Source organism: Microcoleus sp. D3_18a_C4 (genome assembly GCF_036702415.1).
Classification (GTDB): Bacteria; Cyanobacteriota; Cyanobacteriia; order Cyanobacteriales; family Microcoleaceae; genus Microcoleus.
In genome coordinates this window covers 13,465-37,913 of the sequence record NZ_JAUBTI010000066.1, presented here as the reverse complement: position 1 = coordinate 37,913, position 24,449 = coordinate 13,465, and the positions used below count along the sequence as shown (strand labels likewise).

The window sequence follows — 24,449 nt, the reverse complement described above, 5'->3', positions numbered from 1 at the left end:
AGCGTCCCCGCTCGCGTATTGTACAATACGCGAGCGGGGACGCTCGCACTGTAAATGCAAAACTGAGATGCTCCCTATGTTAATTTGAGTGCGATGCTTATTTGTGTGGCACAATCACATCAAAAAAAGCATCCTCCAAATCATAACCAAACATCTGCGACATGGCCATCAACTTCGATTTACTGGGAATTCCCTGCTGATTCAACCAATCAGTCAAGACAAAAATTTTGTTCATCAAAAACATTTCCAAAGCTTCAGGATTGTACTGAATACCTTGGGTGCGGTGGAACTGGTGTGGCACCAACATCGCCGCATAGCGCGCCAATTCTCCCGCTTTCCAATCCAGCAAAAATGGCAGCCAAGGGTAACAAGCATCCAAGCGAATAAACCACAGCCGCACTTCGGGAATTTCGGAAATTTCTCGCGGATCTAACTCTTCGCGCGGATACTCAATTTCAAATTGTAGCTGTTGTTCGTTTTGGGCGATCGCTCCTTCGGCCAGCCACTTTTCAATTACAGTCCGCACGGGAGACAAATCTAAACTGTTTATGCGATCGGCATCTATCGCTATCATAATACTCATAAAAAGTCAACCCTATAGCAGTAAGTTCTATCAAATCCGGTCGATCGACCGCGATTTACCGTTGGGCAGGGGCGGGTTTATGAGACTATCGATCTCAACCAAATATTGTTGGAAAAACCCGCCCCTACAGGTTATTGAGAATGGTGTCACATCTCATATCTATCCTACCTATAATATCACTACCAATGCCCAATTATCAATATTATCAATTAGCAATGCCCGATGCCCAATGCCCGATGCCCAATTCCCAATTACCCATTTTTCCCAAACTTGCTATCCTGCAAAGAATTACCAATCCCTTGGATAATTCCCCGCCCGATCAAACCAATTCCCCGCCCTATAACCTGAGTCAAAACGTAAACAACCCCTGCACCCAACAGCGAAATAACCGCCCGAACTCTAGGTGCGATCGCATCCCTCGTTTCCAGCAGCAAAGTCAAGGCTAACTGCCACCCAGACAACTGTGCTAACTCCAGATTTCTAGGAGCATAAATAGAAATTTTCTTAATTCCAGAATCGCCCAAAACAAACAGCCAAAACCTGCTTTCAAAAATAGCTTTCGGTTCCACAAAATATCTATCCCAGCTATATCTCCACGACAAATCATTCCGAAATCTCTCAATTTCTCGCGTCGAAATCAACTTACCATCGTAAAAAATTTGCTTAATTTCTTCAAGATTTGCCAAATTATTTAGTAGAGGTTGTACCACTCCGCTAGCAACTTGAATTGCCAAATTTTCCAACAAAGCTTCAGCTCGCTGCATCGCTTCCGGGCTGCCAGCAACACAAGCAATATTGTCAACTGTTAGAGGAATTTCAAATAGTAAATGTGCAAAAAAATCAACCGTCATCGGTATTTTGTCAAGGATTTGTGCGGCAACTACATCAGCATCTGCCAGCAGCATCGGCACAACTTCTACGCCGCTGCCCGCCAAGAGATAAGCAGCGCTTTCCTCTTGACTTTCTGCCAGTTTCAAGCTTGTTTGACTGCCATCAAGAACCAGAGTTTCTCCCGTTGGCAGTGTATAGTATCTGCCAAAAAAATCTATGATTGTCGCTTCCCACAAATCCTGTAAAATAGCCTGCATTTTTTGCGACAATTGAGTTTCCTGCACTTGTGAAAAGCGCAATTCCTCCAGCAAATCTTTTAACTTCCGCAGGATGGAACTCATCAATTCACGCTTTTTGGTCGATCGCAAAATATCGATTTCCAAAGGCAAGCCAGTCAAATTCACCAAATCCAACTGCAATTTAGCCGCCACCGAGTCAAACAAGCTATTTTGCCAATTAGTTGCAACCACCAAAGATTCAGCAGAAACTTGGGAATTAGCTAATTGCGATTGAGAATTATTTAACAAATTCTCGCCTCTAATTTCTTCTTTCTCCCATCTGCCTTCTCCCCTCTGCCTTCTGGCTTCTGCCTTCTGCTTTCTTCCTTCTGCCTTCTCCCCTTTTCCTTCAAATAATAACTGACTGACAATCCAGCGAGCTGCCAGCAATTCTCGGCGGCGCCCGCTGAGTACAACGCCATCTAAAATAGAGGGCAAATCTGTCGGATCTGCGGATCTGAACTCTTGCAAATCAGCTTGGACAACCGCCAAAGTTGCATCTATTTCGCGCAGTCCAGAAAGACAAAAATGAGCCAGCATTTTTTTGTGTACTGGCGTATCAACTGTCGAATTATCTGCATTTTTATCTGCAATTGCTGCGGATTTTTGTACTGTTTGAACCACCGCTGCATTTAGTTCTATTTCCGAGTTACCTGTCGCATCCGTCGCCCAATAAGTGCAACCAGATGCCACCGCGCGAATAGCTTCGATTGTCAGGGAAATATCTCTACCTTTAGGACAATAGCCATTCGCGCCCGTAGCCTGTATTTCCGCCAACAGCTCCGGTGTCAGCGGCCCGCCTAGCAGCAACAGGGGCAGGTTGGGGTACAAACTTTTGAGTTCGCGACAAAAGGCCAGCGCCTCTGTTTGGCCCGATCGCCAATTTAGGGTCTCAACAGCCAAAATTGCCAAATCTCCAGGCTTCTTGGCTGTTTCAGAGCCGATCGAGCGAGCTTCTAGAACCCGCAAAGCCTCCTTTCCCGTTGAAACCTCTGCGACAACTTGCAAGTCTGGATACTGCTCGCAAGCAACTCGCAGCCCCAGCCGGAAAATGGGGTCGCCATCGATCGTCAGCACTTGGAAATTACTCACTTGATTTTAGATTGGAGATTTTAGAGATCGATCGCGCGAAAACCCAATTACTCGGGCATCAAATTAGCATCAGGAGGCCCAGCCGATTCAGGAATCGAGGGTGGCGCGGGTTCTGGAGCCGGAGCCGGAGGAGGTGGTTCCGGAGCCGGAGCCGGTGCCTCTTCTCTCGCGGGCGGATAGTAAGGTTCCGGCTCCCTCGCGGGCGGATAGTAAGGTTCCGGTTCCGGCTCTCTCGCGGGCGGATAGTAAGGTTCCGGTTCCCTAGCAGGCGGATAGTAAGGTTCCGGAGCCGGGGCCTCTTCTCTCGGAGGCGGATAGTAAGGCTCTGGCTCTGGCGCGTACTCCTCCTGTCGCGGAGCTGGCGCGTACTCCTCCTGTCGCGGAGCTGGCGCGTACTCCTCTGCTGGAGCTGGCGCGTAGTCGCGAGCGGGTTCCGGCGCGTAATCGCGAGCGGGTTCCGGCGGCGGTGCACTGTTGGCTCTGAGTTCAGCACTCCAGCGCCCGATCGCACCTGCAGCCTCTGAATACAGCGCCCTACCGTAACCGATTTGGGAAGCCGTATCGATCGCCGCTCCTAGACTGCCTTGAGATGCCAATTCCGCAGCTCGATCGAGAATCGGTCGGTCTTGAGCAACTTGCAGTTCGCTCACCCACTGATAGACATTATCCTGAGCTTTCGCGTACAAAGTCCTACCGCTCTTAATTTGCGAAGCTTTTTCAATAGCCGCACTAAGTTTTCCTTGCTTCGCCAGGGCTATCGCTTCATCCAAAAAAGGCTGATCTTGAATAACTTCTATGCGTTTCGTCCACTGAGCCAGCAGAGTTTGCGCTTCTATCCTGCGAGGGCGGTTTTGAGCAATCAGAACTACCTGAGCCATGCCGCCCTTTAGTCCTTCAACCGTTTGCGCTTCTGCCAACTGCTTCGCCAGAGTCAGAAAAGATTGGTCTTCGATCCGCTCAATTTCCCGGCGCCAAGAAGCCACCAAAGTTTGAGCGTGAATCCGCCGCGGCTGCTTGAGTCCGATGGTTTGCGCTTGCTCGATCGCGAGTCCAAACGTCCCTATCTGACCGAAACTAGCGATCGTGCTCGCCACTTGCAGCCGCAGCAAATCTTGAAACTGCACCTGCAAATTTTCAATTTGAACTTGAGCTTGCTTGTACAGAGGACGACCCGGAGCTATTTTGCTAGCAGCCCCCTGCCCTTCCAGCAAGCTAAAAATGTGTTGTGGCAGCGGAGTTGATATCGACTGGTTCCACGTCACTGCCTGAGCCCTACCCAACTGCATCAAATCTTGAGCTTCCGCAAACAGTAGCGAATCCTGTGGCACAACAGAAGCAGCCTCGATCGCCCCCGGCAAATCTTTCGCCGCCAACCGCTTAGTAGCCATTGCCAGCAAAATTCGGCTCCAGCCCTCAATTTCCTTCTCAGCTTTAGCGCGGGCAAAAAGCTGCGAGTCGATTTTGCGAGCTAGGACGATTGCCTCAGCGAACTTTTGCGGAGTCTCGTCCTTCGCCAAATCTCTAGCCTCTTGCAAGCGCTGCCAGCCGTTTCTTTCCAATGAAATCTGCCCTATCAGCTCGTTGTACCGCTTCTGACTCCAGAAAATATTTTCCAGCTTAAATAGAGCTTGAGCATAATCCCAGGCTTTCCTTAAATCCTCACTTTTCAAAGCTGCTAGGGCTGTATCGTAGAGTTTTTGGCCCTCCTGCCAATTTTTTTCCCAAGCAGTCACAGCCTCCTCTACCTCTGGGTAAGACCGACTGGTTTTCGGAATTTTCGCCACAATCTCCAGAGCACCTTTCAAATCGCCCTTCTCAATTTTTGCCCTGGCAAATCCCAGAATGGCTTTCGACCATTCCCCTATCAAATGTTGACCTTGCGAGTATAGCGGATGTTCTTTCGGCCAAGCCTGCACCAAGGCCATTGCCGATTCTATCTGTTCTAGCTTGCCCGACTTCGCAGCTTGTTGAGCGCAGTAAAGTCGCTCTCCGTCCGCCGCCAGCGGCGACAGTTGCTGGCAATTCGGCGGTGGCGGCATTGTCAGCAACCACAGAAATGCAGCGGCACCGGTTACTCCAAATCCCACCAGGAGACTCAGCCAGATAAGCTGCCACTGCCAAAAAGTTCTTTTTCCCTCGGTTGGCTGCGCCGTTACGAAGGAACTCGCATCGCCTGTCGCCTCTGCACTGAACTGTGCCGTCGGTTTAGGGGATGGGTTGTATTGCGGTGGTGTGTGGAATTGGTCAGATTGTCGTCTCGCCATTACTTCAGCCTGTCCTGTAATGCGCACTCTTCACGTGACACTCCCACATCAAATCATAGATTGTGATGTCGGCTTCTGACTCCGGTTAAGGAGATCGAGAACTTCCTTCAAGGTACTGGCAATCTTTCCCTCTACGGTGTTTTATAGTGAGGTTCGTGTCTGGCCCCACTGGTTGCTTCCGAGCATTTTAGGCTCAAGAAGCACGTAAATCATACCAGTTATCTAACAGTTATTGACAGATTCCGGGGCAGTTTAGCAGAAAAAACAGTATAAAGCCCCGTCAGTCCATCAATTTTAGATTTGAGATTTGAGATTTGAGATTTGAGATTTTACTCCGCAGATGAATTGGGGGAGCGATTAAACTAAGGTCTAATATTAAATCCGGATCAGAAATTCCATTATCAGACTCAGCGGTTGAAACCGCAAATACACAAACTTTCGTCTCCTCCAAGCCGATTAAAAAATCAAGGGGGCACTACAGCCGGATTTGGTTTACACTTTTACGTGTAGCCGGTAGAAATGATTTTTTGGGTTTAGTCGAAAACTTTATTCCCGATCGCCAAACTTGCCGATCGAGTTTCATTTTTCTGTTTTCTGTTTTTTTCTACTGTGCCGAATTCCGGCGCGCGACGGCAAAAAGCCCGATCGAACCCAGCTAAATACTTAAATCATTTTATACCACCGGGCCGCCCTGTACAAATATCTGTTTTGCGTCCAACAGCCGCTGCTTTATCCGTTACGAAGCCTGTGGCGTATCGCTGACACTCGATGCTTGCGTGGCGGACTCGGCCGAGCGGTATCCGTAGAAATCTATCCGGTAGTCTACAATTTTGACACCCGTTTGCTCTTGGATTAGCTCGATCAAGTCGATCGGCAATTCCACATGAACGTCTAGAATCTGAGCCGTATCAAGACAATTGACGTGAGAGTGAGAGTCGCTGACATTGCCGTACAAGCGTCCCTCCGAGCGTTCTATGCACTCAATAATCCCTGCTCTCGACAAAGCTTCTAGATTTTGATAAACAGAAGTATGCCCGATCGAATGCGCTTGTTTGTTGAGGCGATCGTAGATTTCGCGAGCGGAGAGGTGTTCTTTTGCCTCCCACAAAAGTTCTAGAATAAATCGACGCTGGCGGCTCAAGCGCATTCCCATCGCCTGACAGCGGTTTAAAGCATCTTCTAATGAACTAATTGGTTTCACAGCTACCGCCTTATAAAGCCTGCTCGATTTTTTATTCTGGTACAATATTGCACGCCTACATATCCACTCATTCTAACGCAGGGTTGCCCAACAGTAGAAGGTAGAGGGCAAAAATCTCGAAAAAGTGAATTTTTTCGAGTTGCTGCTCAACTCTATCTTCTACTGCCACACATCCTAGTTCGAGGATTTGATGGCGTTAACCAATAACTTGGCGATTTCCGAGAGTTGCTTTTTGTTGAAAGTTTTGAGCAAAAGCTTGACTACCGCCTTCGGTTCGGCTGGAAGTGCTACTTGCTTCGAGGCTGCTGCTGGGGCTGCTGGAACGGCTGGGGGGCTTGCCTCTGCTGGTTTTGGGCTTGCTGCCAAAAGTAGCAAATTTTTACTCGGAACGATCGTCTTGACTTTCCCTACTTGTACTAAATCGCCAGCTTCTTTGAGTTCTTTGATAATCAGCGGAGCTAAGACTTTATAAGAGTTTTTGGGATTAACGATCGCTGCTCTAGCTGTTTTTACTAAATTTTGCCAAGTCTCTATTTTACCTCCCAACTTATAGAGGCGAACGCACACAGCCGTCAACTCAGAGCGACTAGCAGCCGATTCTTTCTGCTTGAACACCTGCAACATTTCTTTGAGTAAAGTCATCACTTCAACAGCAAAATTTGGCGGCACAGCGCCCGCTGTTGGAGCGGCGGGAGTACCAGACCCAGCAGCAACCGCCTGCACTTTGCCCGACGCCAATTTATCGAGGTGAGTTTCCAGTTGAGCAAAAACAGGCATCACCTGCTGCACGAGTTTTTCTCCCTCCTCATTCCTCAAGCCGAAAGGCCCCTCCAGTCGCCCCAGCAAGTCCTTAAGCGTATCAACTCCCTTTAAAAATAGGGATTCTGCCGTTTGGTCAACCTGCTTGACGGGCCCGTCCTTGAGCACCTTAAAACAATCTTCCAAGCGGTGAGCGGTTGTTTTAATACTATCTAAGCCAAGCATAGCCGCCCCTCCTTTCACGGAATGGGCGGCTCGAAACATCTCTTGGACGCTTTCAGGGTCTTTCATCGTGGACTTTAAATCCACTAAACCATTTTCTAGAGTATCGAGGTGCTCCTTAGCCTCCTCTATAAACAAACGCATAATTCGGTCTTGCTGATCTGACACGACAGTCCTCCTAACAATCTGTGCACCCTCCAGAAAGCACCCTCTTCGCGGGAGAAAACACGACTCCTGCCAAAAGTCGGAAGCTCCCATGCAAAACATTCTAGCCTGCCTCAGCTAGCAGACTCAAAATACTGGTATCAGGGCAATCTTAGCTCTCAAACTGGTGCGGTGGAGATTGAGCCTAAAGTTCTGAGGGAGTATCTGGAGCGACTTCAATACCCATTCCTTGTTTCATCATCTGCTGAGTCGTAATCAAGTCGCTTAACTCCTTGACTTCGACGCCGATATCTTGGCAAGCCTTTTTTAGTTCCCGCTCGAAGGTGCTGAGGTCGCCTCCGTAGCCGCAAAGCTTCGCGGCGGTGGCGATTCCTTGTTGGGCGTTGGCTTTGGCGCAGTCGATCAATTCAATGCCTTTGAGGGGTTGGGAGGATGCCATAATTTCAAGCCACAATTTATATTTTCTCCCACTGTACCTACAAGGTTGAGGTCGATCGATCTATCGAAAGGCATGAAAAATCCTGGCTGTGCTGCGTGTTACCAATTCATAGTTAATTTTTGGGATTGCCTGCCAAGATAGCAGTAGTTGGGATTTTCTAACCCTTACTGTGGCTAACCTATATTGGGTCTTGGATGCAGGTACACAGTAGACTCCAATTGCCAGCATTCGCTCTCCTATCTTGAAATTATCCGCGTTGCATCTGCGGTTTCCCGATCGAAGATTTATGCAATAAGTCTACTATCTTCACCATGCAGTATGCCCGCAGCTACTACCGAAAGCCGAGCAAACTGCACCGCAGCTACTTCCAGCCGGGGTTGGGATTTTCCGGGCGACGACGAACCTCACTACAAAGATTTTTTATATTTCTCCTTGGAAATTCGCATGACTTGTTGGCGTTGCAGATGTGCAGATAACTTCTCGTTCAACGAGGTATCTCGTGCTTTTTAACTGTGTGCTGTCGTTCTTTTTTAACACCGCTATTCTGGGTAGGAGTGTCAATATTATTGCTGGATTGACTTGACATTATTCTGTCCCAGCGGTAAATGGAACGGGTAGTAGCCCAAGTTGCCGATGCCATCCGCGATCGGCTACATATTCCAGAGTTAGACTAAAGAAAGCTAGGCTAATCACCAAAATGTGCACAACTAAATAGAAAATGTTAGTTTAATAACGAGTGATACTAAAACCAGGCGCGTATCCACGTGATTTGGGTATTATGCGGAAAGTTTCAGCCTAATAATAGTTCGACTGCTTAGGTTATATCGGGGCGGTCTATCCAAGTTATCTGTCCGACTTGAGTATTTTAATAAAGTCCCGCTATCATTGGGATGGAGAACTAAGTATCATGGTTTAGGTGAGTTTTACAATGACCAAGAAGAAACGGAAGAAAGAGAAAACTTCTGCCCAAGCAAATAATAAAAACCTGTCTAGAGGTTTTGGTACTCGTCGCGTCGAAGGACCATCTACTGAAATCCTCTCTTATGAGATGTCATCTCCGTTTGAGGGAATGACTGAAGATGAAGTAGTTGAATTAACTAACAAATCAAATGAAAACTCCGACCAACAATTTGAGACCTCTTTTAAAATATTGCAAAAACGAGTTTTTCAGGTTGAGCCTTGTTCTTTACTATCGTTTTTTGCATACTACGGTTTAACTACTTCACCCGGCATAAATCGTGAGTGGACTGAAAAAGCTCCAATCCTTCAACATCATGTAGAGTTTCTACAAGGTCTTCTTCTTCAGCATTCACAAGATTCATTTGATTTCAGACCAGCTCTACCACAAGACTTTGATGAGTCTCGTCAGCTAGTTCAGGAGGTCACAGATAGATTTCCAGAGAGGCATTCTTCGCTAACTGATCCATCGACAACTAGAGAACCGTTTCATAAGCTTATCGCCATAAAAACGATCAGGATAGATACTCAAGCTGTACGTAGGGGATATCCACAACAAGTTAAGCGGATTGTTTCGGATTTATTCTCAAGTCTGGATAATACGATTGAGCAAAGAATGGGAGTTCGAGTTGTTTGTTTAGTTGAAATGTGGTTCAAAATACTCGATGTTGTTGAAAGCAGAATCAATCAGCATTGGAATTGGGTTATGCCTGCGCTCGGAGCCAAAAGCATCGAAACAGCTATCAAAGAATATTATCAAGCTTTTCCCGATCTTACTTCATCTCCAGAAGACCTCTCAGCCTATGTTCAAGAGGAAGGTTTAACTCTTGACGGCTTAAGAGCTATTATTTTCAGTCAAAGTGATCTACGACTAAAACATATTTACACATTAACACTCGATACGTTTGTAGATGCTTACCCAAAAGCTGTTGCTCCAGAAGCATTAAAAAATGTGCTGGATGCCTGGTCGCTATCTTTCGGAGATTTATCAAACTGGAATCCAGAACATTTATTTCTTGGCAATCCTGTTTGGCAGAAACCTCTCATCAAGCTTGAGCTTGGAACTTATTTCTGCCCAGTCATAACACTGTTCTCAAATTTTTTCATAGATATGATGGAAGCTCTTATTAAACCTCATGCTGAAATTTATAAAAAATATGAAGAGCGTAGGGGAAAATTTTTGGAGCAAGAGATTTATCAGCTTTTCCAGAAAGCTTTTCCATCTGCCAAGCTTTATCAAGGTAGCCAATGGTTCGATCCTACCACCAAGAAGACTTTTGAAACTGACCTTCTGGTTTTACTCGACTCTTATCTGCTAGTTGTGGAGGCTAAATCAGGTAGAGTGACTGAAGCGACAAAGCGTGGGGCATTTGAGAGCCTAAAGAAGATTGTCAAAAAATTACTGGTGGAACCATCAATTCAATCCAAAAGATTTTCAGATTACCTAAAAAACAATTTAGGTTTGCATCAGTTTAAGACTCGCCAAGGCGAATTAAATGAAGTTGACTGTTCAAAAGTACGTGAGGTGGTTCGCTTGAGTATTACTTTAGAGTCATTAGGTACTCTTTTTTTTCGCTCAACCGAACTGAAACAAGCGGGTTTAATTGCATCTGATATTGAAATGTCTCCAACTATGTCTCTTGCTGATCTCGAAATTATCTTTGAAATTTTGGAGGGAAGTTGTGAGAAACTACACTACTTAGTGCGGCGAGCAGAATTTGAGAAAAATGCTGATTCTATTGGCGATGAGATTGATTTGCTTGCGTTCTATCTTGATACAGGGTTTAACATTGGGAATGCTGAGTTTACTCAACAGCGTCTTTTCTTAGTTGGCCTGTCCAACATTTTTGAACCATTTTTTAGGAAGGAATTAACTAAAAGTGAAAATCATAAACCGAAGCGTAAATTAACACCTTGGTGGAGAAGCATTATCCACCATATTGAATCACGGCAGCCTGAGCGTTGGAGTGAAGTTGGTTGTGTACTTCTCAATTTTACTCATGATGAGCAAACAAAGTTTGAAGAACAGTTTAAACGAATTAAAAAAATTGTCAATAAGTTTTGGGAACTCGATCACAATAATACTTGTATCTTAATTAATGAAACAGTTCCAGAGCTCGGAGCAGTTGCTGGCTTCGCCTATAAGCGTATTGATAGAGAAAAAAGAAATCGAACAATAGGAAATGCTCTGTATGAAGCTATGAGCCTTTCTCCTGTCAGCCGAGTTGTGGTTATTGGGGTAGATGTTGAGCAAAATGATTATCCATACAGTGTAGTTGCCTGTCATCTCAGTGAAGATGAGAATGCTTTTTAGTAAATGGACAATTGACAAGGGAAAATATAGTTTGAAAGCTAGAAACTTGAAAAGTGTAGACGGCAATCGAATAATTCCGTCGCAACGAACGGTTGAGCGATTTTGGTGTGGATGCAGAGTTTAGTAGTCGCTGAACGCAATCATTATTCCGTTATCAGCAATATTGGCTTTAAGGGTTGTTGCTGATTTCGACGATCGCCTCTCCTTGACGCAATCGTTCTATTGCATCGGGTAAAGTGGCACTTAACAATTGTCGCAGGTTACGGTTTGTTACATTGCCACAGGTCAACCACAAAATTTGAGGGGGCGCTCCTAATCGACATACCAAATCGATGAAGTCGCTGTCTTTGGTCATAATCACAGCTTTTTCGGCTTGTGCTGATTCAAAAATTTCGGTATCTTGGGCATCTCGCAGTTGAATATCTCGCAACGCAACCGCTTCTAAATTAAAGTTATCTGTCAGCCAATTTGCGAGAGTTGGTGGCAGTTGAGCATCGATCCATATCTTCATGCCGTCAGTCTTGGGAAATCGGTACGTCGTGCAGCAAACACTAAGCAAGCTTGAATATCTGCAAGCTCCAAGTCAGGGAAATCTTCTAAAATCTCAGTAACGCTGACGTTCTCAGCCAGCATTTCTAAGATGTCGGTAACTCGAATTCGCATTCCTCGAATGCAGGGACGACCACCACACTGACCGGGGGTCTGGGTAATGCGAGTTAACAAGCCAGTCGTTGAGTTCATCAGGGGTTGCCTGCAAGTTGCTTTGTGTGTCTCCATCTTAGCGAGCAATCATCTCGAAAGCAGGTTTTTGCGTAAGTCCTAATTTTTCTTGCCAAGTCGAAGTCATTACGAGTATGATTTAAGAAGAAGCAAAACAGACCAACGCCATGAGGATAGAAGAAATACCTCTCAACCAGATTCGCCGCCCCCTGCCGCGAGTCAACGACCAAAGCAAAGTCGCCGCCCTCATGGAATCCATCCGCGAGGTAGGTTTAAACGAACCCATCGACGTGCTAGAAGTAGATGGTCAGTATTACGGATTTTCCGGCTGCCACCGGTACGAAGCTTGCCAGCGCCTCGGTCTAGAAACTATCCGCTGTAAAGTACGCCGAGCTCCCCGTGCGGTGTTGCAGATGCACCTAGCCTGAGCGTCTCAACAGCAATTCACGACAGGCAAATATTCGATCGACAATCACTAATAACAAGCTAAAAACCTATGACTACCAACAACCACAAACAACATCTTTACCCCACCCGCATCGATATGTCAGCCGCCACCCGCTCTCAAGTAGTGGGGCTGCTCAACGCCACGCTGGCAACGACTCTGGACTTAAAAACTCAAGTCAAGCAAGCTCACTGGAACGTCAAAGGCATGGACTTCTACCAGTTGCACTTGCTGTTTGACGAAATGGCAACAGAACTCGAAGAATACATCGATTTGGTTGCCGAACGGGTCACAGCTTTGGGCGGTTTGGCTGTAGGAACAGCCCGCACAGCCGCTGCAGATTCGATTTTGCCAGAATTTCCTTTCGACATTTTAGACGGCAAAGAATACGTGACGGCTTTAGCCGATCGCTACGCACCCTACGCCAAACACCTGCGAGTCGCCATCGACAAAACAGACGAACTCGGCGATGCCGATACAGCGGATCTGTACACGGAAATTTCGCGGGCAATTGACAAGCGTTTGTGGTTCCTAGAAGCGCATTTGCAAGGTTCTGCGACAACTGCAACAGCCGCCGCCGAAAAAGTTGCCGTCAAATAGCCACAAAAAAAGTTGTGGGGTGGGCGCAGGAGCCCGCCCCACAGATGTATTTCCTTAAGGCTCGTGACAGTTTACGATCGAGAATATGTCCATTTAGTGAACAAACCTGACGGTCAACTGAGTACAGTTAGACCGCAGGCTTCTTTTTCCTTTTTTTTCTCAGGCTTTTTATAGTGAGGTAGTTCCACCCCCACTTGCTAATATAGTATCAGAGTATTTCCCGATCATCTTGGGGTATAAAAGAATAATTGTCGGTTTCGGTACCGAAACCCGACGAGCCTTTCATCCCAAGGAGTAATTTATTCGGGGTACGGGGCACAGCGCTCTGATTAATCCCCTCTAAATATACCGAGGGACTTCCCGGCTAATAGTTAATTTGGATGAGTTTTTCGTGACTGCCAATATTCCAGATTATGCTCCTCAACTGCAACGCCTGATGGAACAGGCGGGGCTTTCGAGCGATCGAGAACTCAGCCAAAAAGCAGGAGTTTCCGAGATCCAGCTAAGTCGCCTGCGTCGCGGCTTAGCTTTGCAAACCCGCGCCGACATCCTGCTCAAAATCAGTCAAGCTTTGCAAATTTCCTTAACCGAACTGCTGGCAACCTTGGCGCCCAACTATGTAGAGTTAGAGCAGACACCACCGACAGCCCTAGAACAAGAATATCAGCGCCTGCAAGCTTCGATCGAACAGCAGCGAGAATCTTTGATGCAGGAATTCCAGCTATCTAGCGTGCAAATTTTAGAATCTTGGATGTTGCAGTGGCCGACGGCTGCGAGCAAAGCTCAGGAAAATCACAACTTGCGGGCTCAGAAACTACTGCCCTTGCTGCGGCCCGTCGAGCAGTTATTAGAGCATTGGGGAGTGGAGTCGATCGCCCCAGTCGGAGCCGAGATTCCCTACAACCCCCAACAGCATCAGCTCATGGAAGGAACAGCCGAGCCCGGAGAACCCGTCAAAGTCCGCTACACAGGCTACAGACAAGGCGACAAACTGCTCTACCGCGCCAAAGTTAGCTTAGTTTGATTAATACCAGAAGGCATTCGGCAGAACAAAGATTGTCCCTATCTCAAAATTCACTCCATGCGTTGCGCTGCGACTGCGATCGGCGTTACGATCCGCGACGAACACCATCTTTTGCACTCAAAACTATTCTCCCGCTCTCAGGCTCTGGCGCTTTCCCCCTCTCTTATTTGGATCGGAGTCCATCTCGCAGCTATACTAGCCTAGTCTGGCTAGAAATTCTGACATTCCCACCGCAAAATATGAGTCCTGTAGTTAAAATTATTCAGCCCTCTGGCATTTTAGACGGCACCAAGGCAAGTCAATTCCGCCAAGAGATTAGCGACCTAGTGGAAGCGGGAGCTGATGTGGTATTGATAGACTTCACTGATGTGACATTTATGGATAGTTCTGGTTTGGGCGCTTTAGTCTTGGCGCTCAAAACAGTCCGGGCCGCTGGGAGTCAATTAGTTGTCTGTTCTATCAACGAGCAAATCCGCATCTTATTTGAACTCACCAGTATGGATCGAGTTTTCGAGATATTTCAAACCCGCGATGCTTTTAATAGCAAAATTCTCTCAACTAACTAAATCTTTGGGCTGCTGCCTTCTTGCTATTTGGTCGCAGATGCAATGCAAGAAGTCAGCTAGCCAAAGTTTACCTTGAGTAAAGACCAATCATCATCAAAAACTGCTTTAGCGTTCAACTTTTGAATGTAGTTCAAAACCAGCTCTAACTGGTCGGCACTTGCACCGTTGTAAGCTGCTAACAGGTCGATGAAAGGGTCAAGCCCCCAGATATTGCCGTCAGGTTGGTGGATCTCGTATACCCCGTCGCTAAAGATGTAGAGAGTGCTCAAATCCTCGACATCGCAGCAATTATCGATGTATGGGGCGTCGGGGAACATCCCGACCGGCATTCCGGGGGTTTTTAATCGCTGGATTTTAGCGGTGCTCGCAGGGGACTGGGAAATCAACACTGCCGGTGGATGGCCGGCGCTGGCATAAACTAGCTGGCGAGAAATGCGGTTGTAAACGCCGTACCAGATGGTGAAATACTTGTCATTTTGGTAGCTCATCTGGAAGGTGGTGTTCAGGGCGCGCAAAACGTCGCTGGGTTTGTAGTAGTCTATGTTGGGGAGCGTGCGCGATCGCAGCAAATTCAGCACGGCCACCGAAGGCAGCGCCGCCCGCAAACCGTGACCGGCTACGTCTAGCAAGTAAATCGCCAAATAATCGGCATCCAGCCAGTTGTAGTCGAAGCAATCTCCCCCCAACTGCCGGGAGGGAATGAATTTTGCTTCGATGCTGAAAGGTTCCTTCATCGGATCTGGCAGCAGCGATTGCACGTACTCGGCGGCCTCGGCTAACTCTGCTTCCAGACTTTGCTTGGCTATTTTCAAATCTCGGCTGAGTTGGTGCAGCCTCAATCCCGCGCGTACTCTTGCCTGTAACTCGTTGAGTTCGATCGGCTTGGAGATAAAATCGTCGGCACCGGCGTCGAGGCCTTTGACTCGATCGGCGATCGAACCCAAAGAAGTCAACAAAAAGAATTGTGTAGTTGACAGATCCGGATCTGCCTTAACTCGACGGCAGACATCGATGCCGGTCAAGCGCGGCATGATCCAATCGCAAATTATCAGGGCCGGACGCAATTTTTGCGCCTGGGCTACACCGTCTTCGCCATTGCTTGCTACTGTTACTTCGTAACCCTGTTTTTTCAGGGTTCTTCTCAGCAGTTCTTGAACAGCCGTATCATCGTCAATAACCAGAATTTGAAACATGGGCACTTAGGTACTACAAGTTTTTCAAGGTCTGGGGGTCATTTAAAATATATCCTGTCAGCGCCCTTGTCTGAGATTGAGTATAGTTGATTGACATCGCTTTCGAGGTAATTGCTTTTGACGGCGGGTCGTTGAGTTCAATTTACGTTAAAATTTGATATAAATTTGGCGCGATCGAACTTCACTCAGTTTATACTCAGAATATAAATTTTTATAGACTTTTATTTGCCACAGGCGCTGGTTGACATGAAAATGCTATTTATGGTATAGTGGCTAACCGATTAGTGGATTAGACATCGATCGACGGCCCACCAAAGCTAGTATCCTCACACAACCATTCAATTTAGCCGCCGTTATACTTTAGTCTCGTGGTATTTTATCTGGTTGTATTTTGTCTCGTTGTATTTTGCCCACGGGCCGATGAAGAACTTCTGTGGTGAGCGTGATTGAATTAAAGGGTTCCGAAAAGTTGCCGATGCTAAAAAAAGCGGATCTTCAAGTAAATACAGGTCTGAATGGATTAAGCTGGGTTTTGTCGTGGTTTGCACAATTGTACGAGTCGCGAATTCCTACAAGTGTGTGGATAAGGTGTCAGTTGGCTTTGGCTGAGGGCTTTACGAATGCGGTGCGTCACGCCCACAAGGGCAAACCAGCGGATTTGCCTGTTGACATTGAGGTGGCTGTGTTCGCTGAATCTTTAGAGATTAAAATTTGGGACTCAGGCGATCCGTTTGATTTAGAGAAAAAAATCAAAGATATTTCGGAAAAAGTCGATGTTCACTCTCCGGGCGGGCGGGGGCTAAAATTAATCAAAGACATCGCAGACAGTATTAGTTACGAGAGAACGGCTGATGGACGAAACTGTTTGTCGATGGTCAAAAATTATTCGCCCTGTATCGACTCTCGAAAATAGCCACGGCATGCCGATGGGCCTACATATTTTTAGCGGGTAAGCGTTGAGGGTTGATTAACAGTAAGACTTTTTCTGACATTTGCTAACAATCACTTACATTTGCCTTCTTGTCTTCATGTCATATAGAATGAATTTAGCCACTCAGATGTAGGTGAAAAACCTTGGTAGTACGCAACCGCTATATAAATAAGTTGCCTCTACATTATCAAAGCAAATAATCAGATTGGCTAAGAGCTGTAAGCGATAACCAAGCTGAAGGCAAGAATATAAGTGCTTGTAGAAATTTCTACGGGCATGGGTTGATACGCCTTTGTTGAGATATGATCTCAACTTATGTATTTGTTAGCAAATGTTAGCAAAAAAGTATCGGTAGCCCCTCAACGCTTCCCTCAGAACTCTGGGTGACTCGTGAACGAACCTGACGGTCAACTGAGTACAGTTAGACCGCAGGCTTCTTTTTCCTTTTTTTCTCATGCTTTTTTGAGTGACGGAGTTCCCCGCCACTTTTGTAACTCAGACCAATTTTTCTTATGAGTTTGGCTGAATTTTCATCTCGATCCAAAGATTCTCCACATTGACAAGAATGCCACCGTTCCGATAATTCTTTCGGGACTTTGTTGAGGCAGTTCCAACAGTGCTGGGAAGTTCCCTTTGGCTCAACAAATAAAACACTTTTACCCCATTTCCAGGCGACATATTTCAGAACGCTAGCAAATTGCCCATGAGCAGCATCAAGCATGGATTTATTCAAACCGCTTTTAGCTGACTGACCGTTAGGCAAATAAACCAAATTACCATTCTCAATATCAGTCTTGGGCTTGGCACGTCTAGTTAGATTTTTGACGCTCAAATCTTCAACAACTAAAACCTCACACTTGCTAAAGAGCTGCTGTGCCGTTTTAAATTGAAAATCTAATCTAGCTCTAGCTACAAACTGATGGAGTCTGGAAACCTTGTCCTTGATAATCTTCCAAGGCTTAGAACCCTTGACTTTTTTAGCTATTTTCGCTTGAAGCCTTGCTAATTTTTCAGCCGATTTTCTCAAGAATCTAGGATTTTCAACTCTCTCGCCATTGGAAAGATAGACGTAATTATTAAACTCAGCGAGACTGTCACCAGTCCCGCTGGTCTTCAAAACCGTGCATGAGATTTTCACCTCACACGGCTCCTCAATGCTTTGGTGCTTGTTACGCATACCTCATTACCCATTTATCATCGACTTTTTCAAGTTTTCTGGTGGGTTTAGGCTTGGCACTATTACAGCCAGATTGGTTGCCGAGACTGCCATCAATAGCTGTCTTTGTGTCGTGGCAATGTCTGTGAAGGAGTTGCCAATTATCGTAAGAATCCTTTCCACCTTGCGATTTAGGGATTCTGTGGTCAATTTCCATCACATCGTCTTCACGGAAAAACAAGCCACAGTGGGTACACTTCCCTTTTTGCTTTTTCAGGAGTTTTGATACCCTACTTGGCATTTTTGGGTTTTTACCCATTCTTGTACTCCAGTAAACCAGGTTTCCGTCGTAGGTCGACGATTCGCTTTTAACTTTTATATGTCGCACTATTGGAGTGTCGGCATGGTCGAGTAACCGAAGTGGGGTTGAACCTTCCTTCTTGGTTGCAAATACCCAGTTATCACCGTTTATTGGGTGCCAATATTTCTTTGCCACCCATTCCCCATTTTTTAATGGGTGACGGCGTTTTGCCCAAGCTCTTAACTTTTGGTACATGAGGTCGTCGATATCTGAGTAAACAACCTTACTTACTACAGTCGCATAGTAGTTAGCCCATCCCCGGATAATTGGGTTTAAATGGCTGATTAGCACTGCTTGCGGTGCTGCCTTGTGGGCTTCAATAACTCTAGCGATTTGGTCGTAATGTACCTTTTGCTTCTGCTTACTTGGGGTGATGATTGTCTTAAAACCTTGTTTTGAGTGATACTTTCCTACTGGAAATTGTTGTATCTTGAACCCTAGGAAGTCGAATCCTGGGTTTTCTTGCTCATACTGGTTAAGGGTGTGGGCAAGTCTCGTTTTAGAAGGCTTAAGTTCCAAGTTCATGCCTTTTAACCATTCGGAGATAATCTCCTTGCATCTTTGAACAACAGTTATGTCAACGCGCGAGAATCACGAAGTCATCGGCATAACGAATCAGGCTAAGACTACTACGGTTATCCCTTTTGCCTTTGCCGCTTCTAGTAGGCAATGTTTCTGCAAACTGTTTAATTCGTTCTTCCATCCCGTGGAGGGCAATATTTGCCAGTAACGGAGAAATAACCCCGCCCTGTGGAGTACCCTCAGATGTTGGAAACAACTGCATATCATCCATCACTCCCGCTTTTAACCATGCACGAATCTGTCGGCGAATGGTGGGGAATGTATTTAATTTGTTGAGCAGTGCTTCATGGTCAATTCGGTCGAAACATTTAGTTATATCGGCATCAAGCACATATTTAGGCTTTTTATTGATGCTTAAAAATATAGCCTCGACTGCATCTTGGCATGAACGCCCAGGTCTAAACCCGTATGAGTTGGGTTCAAATCGCGCTTCCCATTCTGGCTCTAACACCAGTTTGACAAGTGCGCGGCATCGCTCGGTCTTCCATTGTAGGTATGCCTAAAGGTCGCTTCTCTTCCGTTCCAGGTTTGGGAATCCATACTCGCCTAGTCGGACTAACCTTAGACCCCAGTTTTAGATTATTTACTAACTTCAAACGTGCTGCTGGGGACAAGGATTTCACCCCGTCCACTCCTGCCGTTTTCTTGCCAGTATTATCCTGGGTTACTCTACGAACCGCTAATACCTTTGCTGACCAAGACTTCATCAGCGTCTTTTGGAGTCTGCGTATAGCTTTCACATCACCACGTTGAGAGGCTTGAAAAATTCTCTTTTGGAGCTTATAAACCTTACGTTCTAGCTTTCGCCAGTTCACTTGGTTCCATTCCACCGTAGTCTTTAAACTCGTTTTAGACATTTTTACTCACTACTTAAGACTTTTTCTTCCAAATCACCGTGAGTCCGTCTGCATATCCTGGGCATTACCCCAGACTTTCGCTTCTGACCCAATCTTTCCTACTCGCTGCATACGGTTAGCACCTACTACAGGGATTCGACCACCTGAGAGCAGACGAGAGGTTATCTCGTTCCGAATGACCATACTGTGTACCTTTAGAGTGATGTTATTCGCCGGGTTTATCGGAAGTGCTTGTTGGTCAAATCACCACTTGCCAACTCCTTTTATCCTGTGCCTTTTGGCTCCAGCGCATTAAGCCTTATTTCGCTGGTTTTTGGTAACGACGATTCAAACACATCTTCAAGCCGAGGCTTTACTCATGGGTACTTTGCTCGATGCTTACCGACTTAGGCTGTCAGTAATAACATCTTTTCTCCCCGCTTTACGGATTGATGGCTAGTCGCTACCGTAGGGGAGATGCTTTCACCGCTGCACCTGCGGGGTAGGATTTGAGTGTTCTAGGGTACTGATTCTCACCTACATGGTCATTCAGTTGTCAAGGTTCTATTCCTTGCGGCTGATCCCCCTAATCCTTTATAGGACTGGTTTCTAGCCAACGATTCGCACAGTTATTCCTAAATCTATACCAACAGTATTTTCGACCGTCGGGTGAATTTCTGCAACCGTTACGGGAACCGTCTTATCTTCTAGCGTCAGGGAAATATACCATCCATCCGCTTCTGGGATAACTGTACCCGTCTTAACTTTGAACTTTGTTGGTATGGGACGGTGGAAAACCATAGGCACGCTTACCTATTTTGGCGAGACTAATACAAATCCTATCTTGCTCGTCCTTGACAATATCTAAGTTATCTAGTTGAGGATAAGTGAAGGATTTGTAGTAGTGAAGCCCTTTGAATCTTGGCTTGCCTCTACGATTGCCGTTTTTGTCGGGCGTGGTGAAGTTTGAAAAGGAAGTTTCAACTCGGTTGACGACATCTTGCAAAACCTGGGAATCTAACACTTTATAATCAGGGAATAATTTTTTAGTGTTTTTCAGGTCAGCTAATTGTATCGTCTGCCACTGTACATATCCGCCTTCAATGTTTGAGAAAACATCACCTTTCCTGGTTAGAGGATTGCCTGACTCATCCTTTTTTCTGCCATCCCTAGTTTGCACTCTAGTCAAGGGAATATTTCGATAAATCTCCTCAACAGGGACTATCGAAACAATCAATGGGCAGGCGTTGATAGGTGTTCTCGTGGTTTCCCACCACCTAAATCTTTCGCCGATTCGGTAGTTTTACTGCCGACGGCAGAGTTCTAAATGAGCCACAATAGTTGATAGTTGGGGCTTGGTTGGTTTGAGGCGGTATTTGTAAGTGAGTTGCATTTTTAGCTTCTTTTTTCGACCTACCTTAATATACCATTTCTTTTGTTTTAATATCTAGGAAGTACCTCAAAGTTAAAGGTACTCGCAATGTCTAATTGTCGCTTTGGGTACCTACACCCGACGAGCCTTTCATCCCAAGGAGTAATTCCCAACGGGGTACTTCGCGCAGCGCTCAGATTAATCCCCTCTAAATATACGCCCGGGACTTCCCGGCTGGTAGTTAAGCCACTACGCAGCTTATGATGTTTTGATTTGACTGCAGCGCCCTAGATACTGGCAATTCCCATAGCATCGGTATTTCCGGTTCTTCCGTACCTAGTGTGCTAAAACATTAGGGCACTGCCATCCGAAGCAGATTAACTCGCAAATGAGGTAATCTCGGTGAGACTCCCTATTTGCCTAGATTTTCTTCAAACGCTTCACAGGCGGGCATGAGGCAGAAGTCTGATTTTTTATTTGAGCAATTAGTTGGCTTCTAATCTGAGTAAGATTAACGAGAGAGCGGATTAGGAATTAAAATAGTAAAGATACCAGTGAATTCGCCTGTGAGTCTTTAAAAAGTTGGTGGAATAATTATGGTAAAGCTACCTACCCTAACGCTAATTCTATTTTGGCAAAATGTGATGGGGGAGGTAGTAAGCTGTCACGCATTTAAATTGGATATTCAGGGCGGGATCTTAGGCCCAACCCCTACTCCCCACAAGACTTAGATTATTTTTTGACATTCAATTTAAATGCACAACAGCTTAATAATGCTAATCATTATATTTTCCCCGAAGATTTGCAGCAATTAGTTAATGAAATAGGAATTGAGAACAGAATTGCTCATTACCCTCCTTATACATCTAAATATAATCAAGAAAGAACATGGACTTTTTCCTCATATTACCAGGGCTTGTCAAGGAGGGATTTTTACAAGCTTAAAATTAGTCAAAGCTCTCGTCGAAAAAACTTAAACTAAAACGGGACTATCTGTAGCTGTAAATATCTTTAATAAAGCAATACGCTTGGGTTAAAACTATTTATTCCGGGCGAGATCCCTTGCAGCATACCCCCTACTCCCCCTGATTGTTGGGGGACGCAAGAGTAATTTCTTGTCCCACCCCCTACTCCCCTTGTAGGGGCGGTGCCAAGAGTGCCCGCCCTTGGCGCCAGGGGGATCGAGCTTAACCCAAGCGTATTGCTTAATAAAGTTTATCAAACTGGTCCAAAGGTAGCTGATAATTTCAAAAATACTATGCAAATTGTTTTTGACGAATATTTGCCCAAATGTAATTATCGAGCCGTACCCCAACCTGAGTAATTCATTAAGTTATTTATTTTTCATTCCTTAGCCAAACTCAGCTTTACAAAACGCACTGAGGGGGTGAGAACGCCTCTCAAACTTTGATTATAAGAGCATTAAGGCGGCTGAACTACGAAAAAGATAGGGGATTATTGACAGGTTTATTAACTCATCGGATCGGTAGCGATCGCCCGATGTAGCCTCATTTTCCACGAGAGAAACCCAAAAAACCTCACCGAACGCACCGACTCCGCTCTTTTTTGAGGTATATCAACTCAAACCGTAAGTCTTGTAAGTTTTGCCACTTGCTTGTCACGCCGTCAAGGGCGATCGCACTCGGAACTTGCTTGCGGGCGATCGACTGTTCCCGAAAAATCATTGAGTTCCAACCAATAATATCAAATCTGTTAGCATCGGAACTATTCCTATCTCTATTCTCGACCTCTGCGTGAATCAGGGTCAATCCCTTGTCCGGGGCGGTTAATACATTCTCTTTTTTTAACCGCAGATGAGGGCAGATGCAACACAGATTAACGCAGATGAATTAGAGCAATTTCGGTGGCACCATCCGTGATTGTTGATTGTTGACTGTTGACTGGATTTTACTATGGGGATGCTACCGGAATTGATATAACAAACCACTAATCACTAATCACCAATCACCAAGGACTCCCAATCATCACAAAAGCCGACCAATAATAAGGATGCGACAACTTTAAATCCGCAAACCCTTGCAGCGAAGCCGGCAACTCCACCCCCTCGCCCCGACTCGAACCCCGCAATCGGCCGCCCTCCAAACGCACATCTCCCCGCAACATCGCAATTTGCGCTTGTCGCAGCGCCGCCCCCTTAATTCGCGCCGTCTTCAACTGCTGGTAAAACTCACTCATCAATCCCAAAGTACCTTCATCACTCACGTACCACAAACTTCCCAAAGCCGTTTGCACCCCGGCTTGCAGCGCCAACCCCCCAAAACCCAACTCCGCCTGTGCATCTCCCACCGCAGTCCGACAAGCACTTAAAACTAACATATTCACCTGCGGATCATTCAATCTCAAATCCCGCAATTCATCCAGTCGCAGCCGAGTATTCCACAACTGAATAAAAGAATTATTCGGTGCTCCAGGTCGAAATTCGCCGTGAGTAGCTAAGTGAATAACCCCAAAAGATCGGCTTTGATGCTGTCGCTTCAAATTCTCCAAAGTGAAACCCTCATTTAGAAAACTAACTCCCGGCCACTCTCTAGAAATAGCGGCTATTTCAGCAGGAACTGCCGGCAAAGGATTCAACTCGGAAAATTCCGATGCACCCATTGCTAAAACTTGAGAATTTCTGAGATCGACGTAGCGACTATCTGTTAAATTCATGCTGGGCATCAGGCTGAGATTGTACTTTTCCACCAAAAATTGCTGTCCGTCGTGCAAAGCAGCAAAGGGCATACCTCTCAAACCTCGATCGACAACAAAGGAAATAGTATCAGTTTCGCAGCTTTTCAAACTGTCCTCTAAAGGCCCAATCATCCACTTATAAAGCTGTTGGGAAGATGGTAGATAACTCGTAGTAGCCCGCACCCCCGGTTTGGTAATCTCACCCCTGAACTCATTTACAACTTTCAGAAGTTGTTGCCGGTTCGCTGACGGCACACTTTTGTGAACCACTTCACCGCAAGAAGTAATCAGCATTAAATTTAATTCTTCGGGCTGCGAGAACAGATAAATTAAGCTGGGTTTCGTGCCGGTTTGTGCGCCCACCGAGGCTAACTTTTTTTGAATTTCCTCTGGGGATACCAACTCGTCGCTGGTGTTGATGCCTAAATATTCCCCGAATTCTTGGCTGAAAGATTTGTCCAGCAGAGACAAAGCTTCCGATATTTTGCCGGTTTCCAAATTCCTGCCGATGTCGCCGCGAAATGCTGACTGAATAACTGAATCTCTGATATTTGAATTGATGAAATTTCTCAGTCCTCTGGGAGATTGCATTCTTTCGGGCGGCATCCTTTCTCCGGGTTTTCCTATATCTCGCGATATTCTGTTTTGGTTCTGCCGCTGTTCGCGACTAAAGGGTTGGTTGCGATCGGGAAAAAGCGATCGCCCTCTATCAAATCGCGATCTATCCCTTGGTAATATTGGCGGTGGATTTGTATCGGGTGGATTTGTATCGGGTGGATTTGTATCGGGTGGATTTGTATCGGGTGGATTTGTATCGGGTGGATTTGTATCGGGTGGATTTGTATCGGGTGGATTTGTATCGGG

The 24,449-nt window shown here is 46.0% G+C and carries 22 protein-coding genes and 2 pseudogenes; 9 read left to right on the top strand and 15 right to left on the bottom strand.

Annotation, left to right across the window (positions count from 1 at the left end; genetic code table 11):
* Positions 1 to 97 precede the first annotated feature (97 nt).
* The 6 genes from QUB16_RS23275 to QUB16_RS23250 all read right to left on the bottom strand — a co-directional run bounded on the left by QUB16_RS23275 (position 98) and on the right by QUB16_RS23250 (position 7,834).
* Positions 98 to 583, bottom strand: coding sequence for a CRR6 family NdhI maturation factor (locus QUB16_RS23275; protein WP_333218718.1), 486 nt, complete (start codon positions 581 to 583; stop codon positions 98 to 100).
* Between the two features lie 251 nt (positions 584 to 834).
* Complete coding sequence (locus QUB16_RS23270) at positions 835 to 2,784, bottom strand: DUF3685 domain-containing protein (RefSeq protein ID WP_333319789.1); 1,950 nt, start codon at positions 2,782 to 2,784, stop codon at positions 835 to 837.
* A gap of 47 nt (positions 2,785 to 2,831) precedes the next feature.
* Complete coding sequence (locus tag QUB16_RS23265; protein WP_333319787.1) at positions 2,832 to 5,048, bottom strand: hypothetical protein; 2,217 nt, start codon at positions 5,046 to 5,048, stop codon at positions 2,832 to 2,834.
* A 736-nt stretch (positions 5,049 to 5,784) separates the two neighbouring features.
* The gene (locus QUB16_RS23260) at positions 5,785 to 6,249 is read right to left on the bottom strand and encodes a Fur family transcriptional regulator (RefSeq protein ID WP_333319786.1); all 465 of its coding nucleotides are present in this window, start codon (positions 6,247 to 6,249) and stop codon (positions 5,785 to 5,787) included.
* A gap of 174 nt (positions 6,250 to 6,423) precedes the next feature.
* Positions 6,424 to 7,497 (bottom strand): Hpt domain-containing protein, encoded by a 1,074-nt coding sequence (locus tag QUB16_RS23255; protein WP_333319784.1) that lies wholly within the window; start codon positions 7,495 to 7,497, stop codon positions 6,424 to 6,426.
* A gap of 82 nt (positions 7,498 to 7,579) precedes the next feature.
* Complete coding sequence (locus QUB16_RS23250) at positions 7,580 to 7,834, bottom strand: hypothetical protein (protein ID WP_333319782.1); 255 nt, start codon at positions 7,832 to 7,834, stop codon at positions 7,580 to 7,582.
* Between the two features lie 466 nt (positions 7,835 to 8,300).
* Between QUB16_RS23250 and QUB16_RS33685 the strand changes: the two genes are divergently transcribed.
* Together QUB16_RS33685 and QUB16_RS23245 are read left to right on the top strand one after the other, a co-directional pair.
* Positions 8,301 to 8,417, top strand: a complete 117-nt coding sequence (locus QUB16_RS33685) for a hypothetical protein (RefSeq protein WP_445251153.1) — start codon at positions 8,301 to 8,303, stop codon at positions 8,415 to 8,417.
* A 345-nt stretch (positions 8,418 to 8,762) separates the two neighbouring features.
* On the top strand, positions 8,763 to 11,105 hold the full coding sequence (locus QUB16_RS23245; RefSeq protein ID WP_333319780.1) for a hypothetical protein: 2,343 nt from the start codon (positions 8,763 to 8,765) through the stop codon (positions 11,103 to 11,105).
* Between the two features lie 169 nt (positions 11,106 to 11,274).
* Here QUB16_RS23245 and QUB16_RS23240 read toward each other — a convergent pair whose 3' ends face one another.
* Positions 11,275 to 11,616 (bottom strand): DUF5615 family PIN-like protein, encoded by a 342-nt coding sequence (locus tag QUB16_RS23240; RefSeq protein WP_333319778.1) that lies wholly within the window; start codon positions 11,614 to 11,616, stop codon positions 11,275 to 11,277.
* Positions 11,613 to 11,846, bottom strand: coding sequence for a DUF433 domain-containing protein (locus QUB16_RS23235; RefSeq protein ID WP_333155904.1), 234 nt, complete (start codon positions 11,844 to 11,846; stop codon positions 11,613 to 11,615). Before QUB16_RS23235 ends, QUB16_RS23240 begins: the two co-directional genes overlap by 4 nt.
* 146 nt (positions 11,847 to 11,992) lie before the next feature.
* On the opposite strand from QUB16_RS23235, the gene QUB16_RS23230 reads away from it, so the two are divergent.
* The 4 genes from QUB16_RS23230 to QUB16_RS23215 all read left to right on the top strand — a co-directional run bounded on the left by QUB16_RS23230 (position 11,993) and on the right by QUB16_RS23215 (position 14,460).
* Positions 11,993 to 12,253, top strand: coding sequence for a sulfiredoxin (locus QUB16_RS23230; protein ID WP_333207088.1), 261 nt, complete (start codon positions 11,993 to 11,995; stop codon positions 12,251 to 12,253).
* A gap of 68 nt (positions 12,254 to 12,321) precedes the next feature.
* Positions 12,322 to 12,870, top strand: a complete 549-nt coding sequence (gene dps / locus QUB16_RS23225; protein ID WP_333319776.1) for a DNA starvation/stationary phase protection protein Dps — start codon at positions 12,322 to 12,324, stop codon at positions 12,868 to 12,870.
* A 391-nt stretch (positions 12,871 to 13,261) separates the two neighbouring features.
* Positions 13,262 to 13,894 carry a helix-turn-helix domain-containing protein gene (locus QUB16_RS23220; protein ID WP_333319774.1) on the top strand — a complete coding sequence of 211 codons (633 nt, stop codon included), beginning with the start codon at positions 13,262 to 13,264 and terminating at the stop codon, positions 13,892 to 13,894.
* Positions 13,895 to 14,133: 239 nt separating this feature from the next.
* Complete coding sequence (locus QUB16_RS23215; RefSeq protein ID WP_041623653.1) at positions 14,134 to 14,460, top strand: STAS domain-containing protein; 327 nt, start codon at positions 14,134 to 14,136, stop codon at positions 14,458 to 14,460.
* A 56-nt stretch (positions 14,461 to 14,516) separates the two neighbouring features.
* On the opposite strand, the gene QUB16_RS23210 is transcribed toward QUB16_RS23215, so the two are convergent.
* Positions 14,517 to 15,653 carry a SpoIIE family protein phosphatase gene (locus QUB16_RS23210; RefSeq protein ID WP_333319772.1) on the bottom strand — a complete coding sequence of 379 codons (1,137 nt, stop codon included), beginning with the start codon at positions 15,651 to 15,653 and terminating at the stop codon, positions 14,517 to 14,519.
* 433 nt (positions 15,654 to 16,086) lie between these two features.
* On the opposite strand from QUB16_RS23210, the gene QUB16_RS23205 reads away from it, so the two are divergent.
* Positions 16,087 to 16,566: an anti-sigma regulatory factor gene (locus tag QUB16_RS23205; protein ID WP_333319770.1), complete on the top strand. Its 480-nt coding sequence runs from the start codon at positions 16,087 to 16,089 to the stop codon at positions 16,564 to 16,566.
* Positions 16,567 to 17,005: 439 nt separating this feature from the next.
* Here QUB16_RS23205 and QUB16_RS23200 read toward each other — a convergent pair whose 3' ends face one another.
* The 4 genes and pseudogenes from QUB16_RS23200 to QUB16_RS33680 all read right to left on the bottom strand — a co-directional run bounded on the left by QUB16_RS23200 (position 17,006) and on the right by QUB16_RS33680 (position 20,912).
* Positions 17,006 to 17,761 carry a transposase gene (locus QUB16_RS23200; protein ID WP_333319769.1) on the bottom strand — a complete coding sequence of 252 codons (756 nt, stop codon included), beginning with the start codon at positions 17,759 to 17,761 and terminating at the stop codon, positions 17,006 to 17,008.
* An 82-nt stretch (positions 17,762 to 17,843) separates the two neighbouring features.
* A pseudogene (ltrA, locus tag QUB16_RS23195) lies at positions 17,844 to 19,540 on the bottom strand (group II intron reverse transcriptase/maturase); the annotation flags it as partial.
* 588 nt (positions 19,541 to 20,128) lie between these two features.
* Positions 20,129 to 20,326 (bottom strand): hypothetical protein, encoded by a 198-nt coding sequence (locus QUB16_RS23190; protein ID WP_333319767.1) that lies wholly within the window; start codon positions 20,324 to 20,326, stop codon positions 20,129 to 20,131.
* Positions 20,327 to 20,822: 496 nt separating this feature from the next.
* On the bottom strand, positions 20,823 to 20,912 hold the full coding sequence (locus QUB16_RS33680) for a helix-turn-helix domain-containing protein (RefSeq protein ID WP_333377549.1): 90 nt from the start codon (positions 20,910 to 20,912) through the stop codon (positions 20,823 to 20,825).
* A gap of 580 nt (positions 20,913 to 21,492) precedes the next feature.
* Between QUB16_RS33680 and QUB16_RS33675 the strand changes: the two are divergent.
* Positions 21,493 to 21,873: pseudogene (locus tag QUB16_RS33675) on the top strand (ISAzo13-like element transposase-related protein); the annotation flags it as partial.
* A 556-nt stretch (positions 21,874 to 22,429) separates the two neighbouring features.
* Here QUB16_RS33675 and QUB16_RS23175 read toward each other — a convergent pair.
* Positions 22,430 to 22,660, bottom strand: a complete 231-nt coding sequence (locus QUB16_RS23175) for a hypothetical protein (RefSeq protein ID WP_333319763.1) — start codon at positions 22,658 to 22,660, stop codon at positions 22,430 to 22,432.
* A gap of 196 nt (positions 22,661 to 22,856) precedes the next feature.
* On the bottom strand, positions 22,857 to 23,879 hold the full coding sequence (locus QUB16_RS33670; RefSeq protein ID WP_445251156.1) for a CHAT domain-containing protein: 1,023 nt from the start codon (positions 23,877 to 23,879) through the stop codon (positions 22,857 to 22,859).
* A gap of 449 nt (positions 23,880 to 24,328) precedes the next feature.
* On the opposite strand from QUB16_RS33670, the gene QUB16_RS33665 reads away from it, so the two are divergent.
* Positions 24,329 to 24,449 (top strand): pentapeptide repeat-containing protein (locus tag QUB16_RS33665; RefSeq protein ID WP_445251155.1); only part of this gene is annotated, 121 nt, incomplete at its 3' end.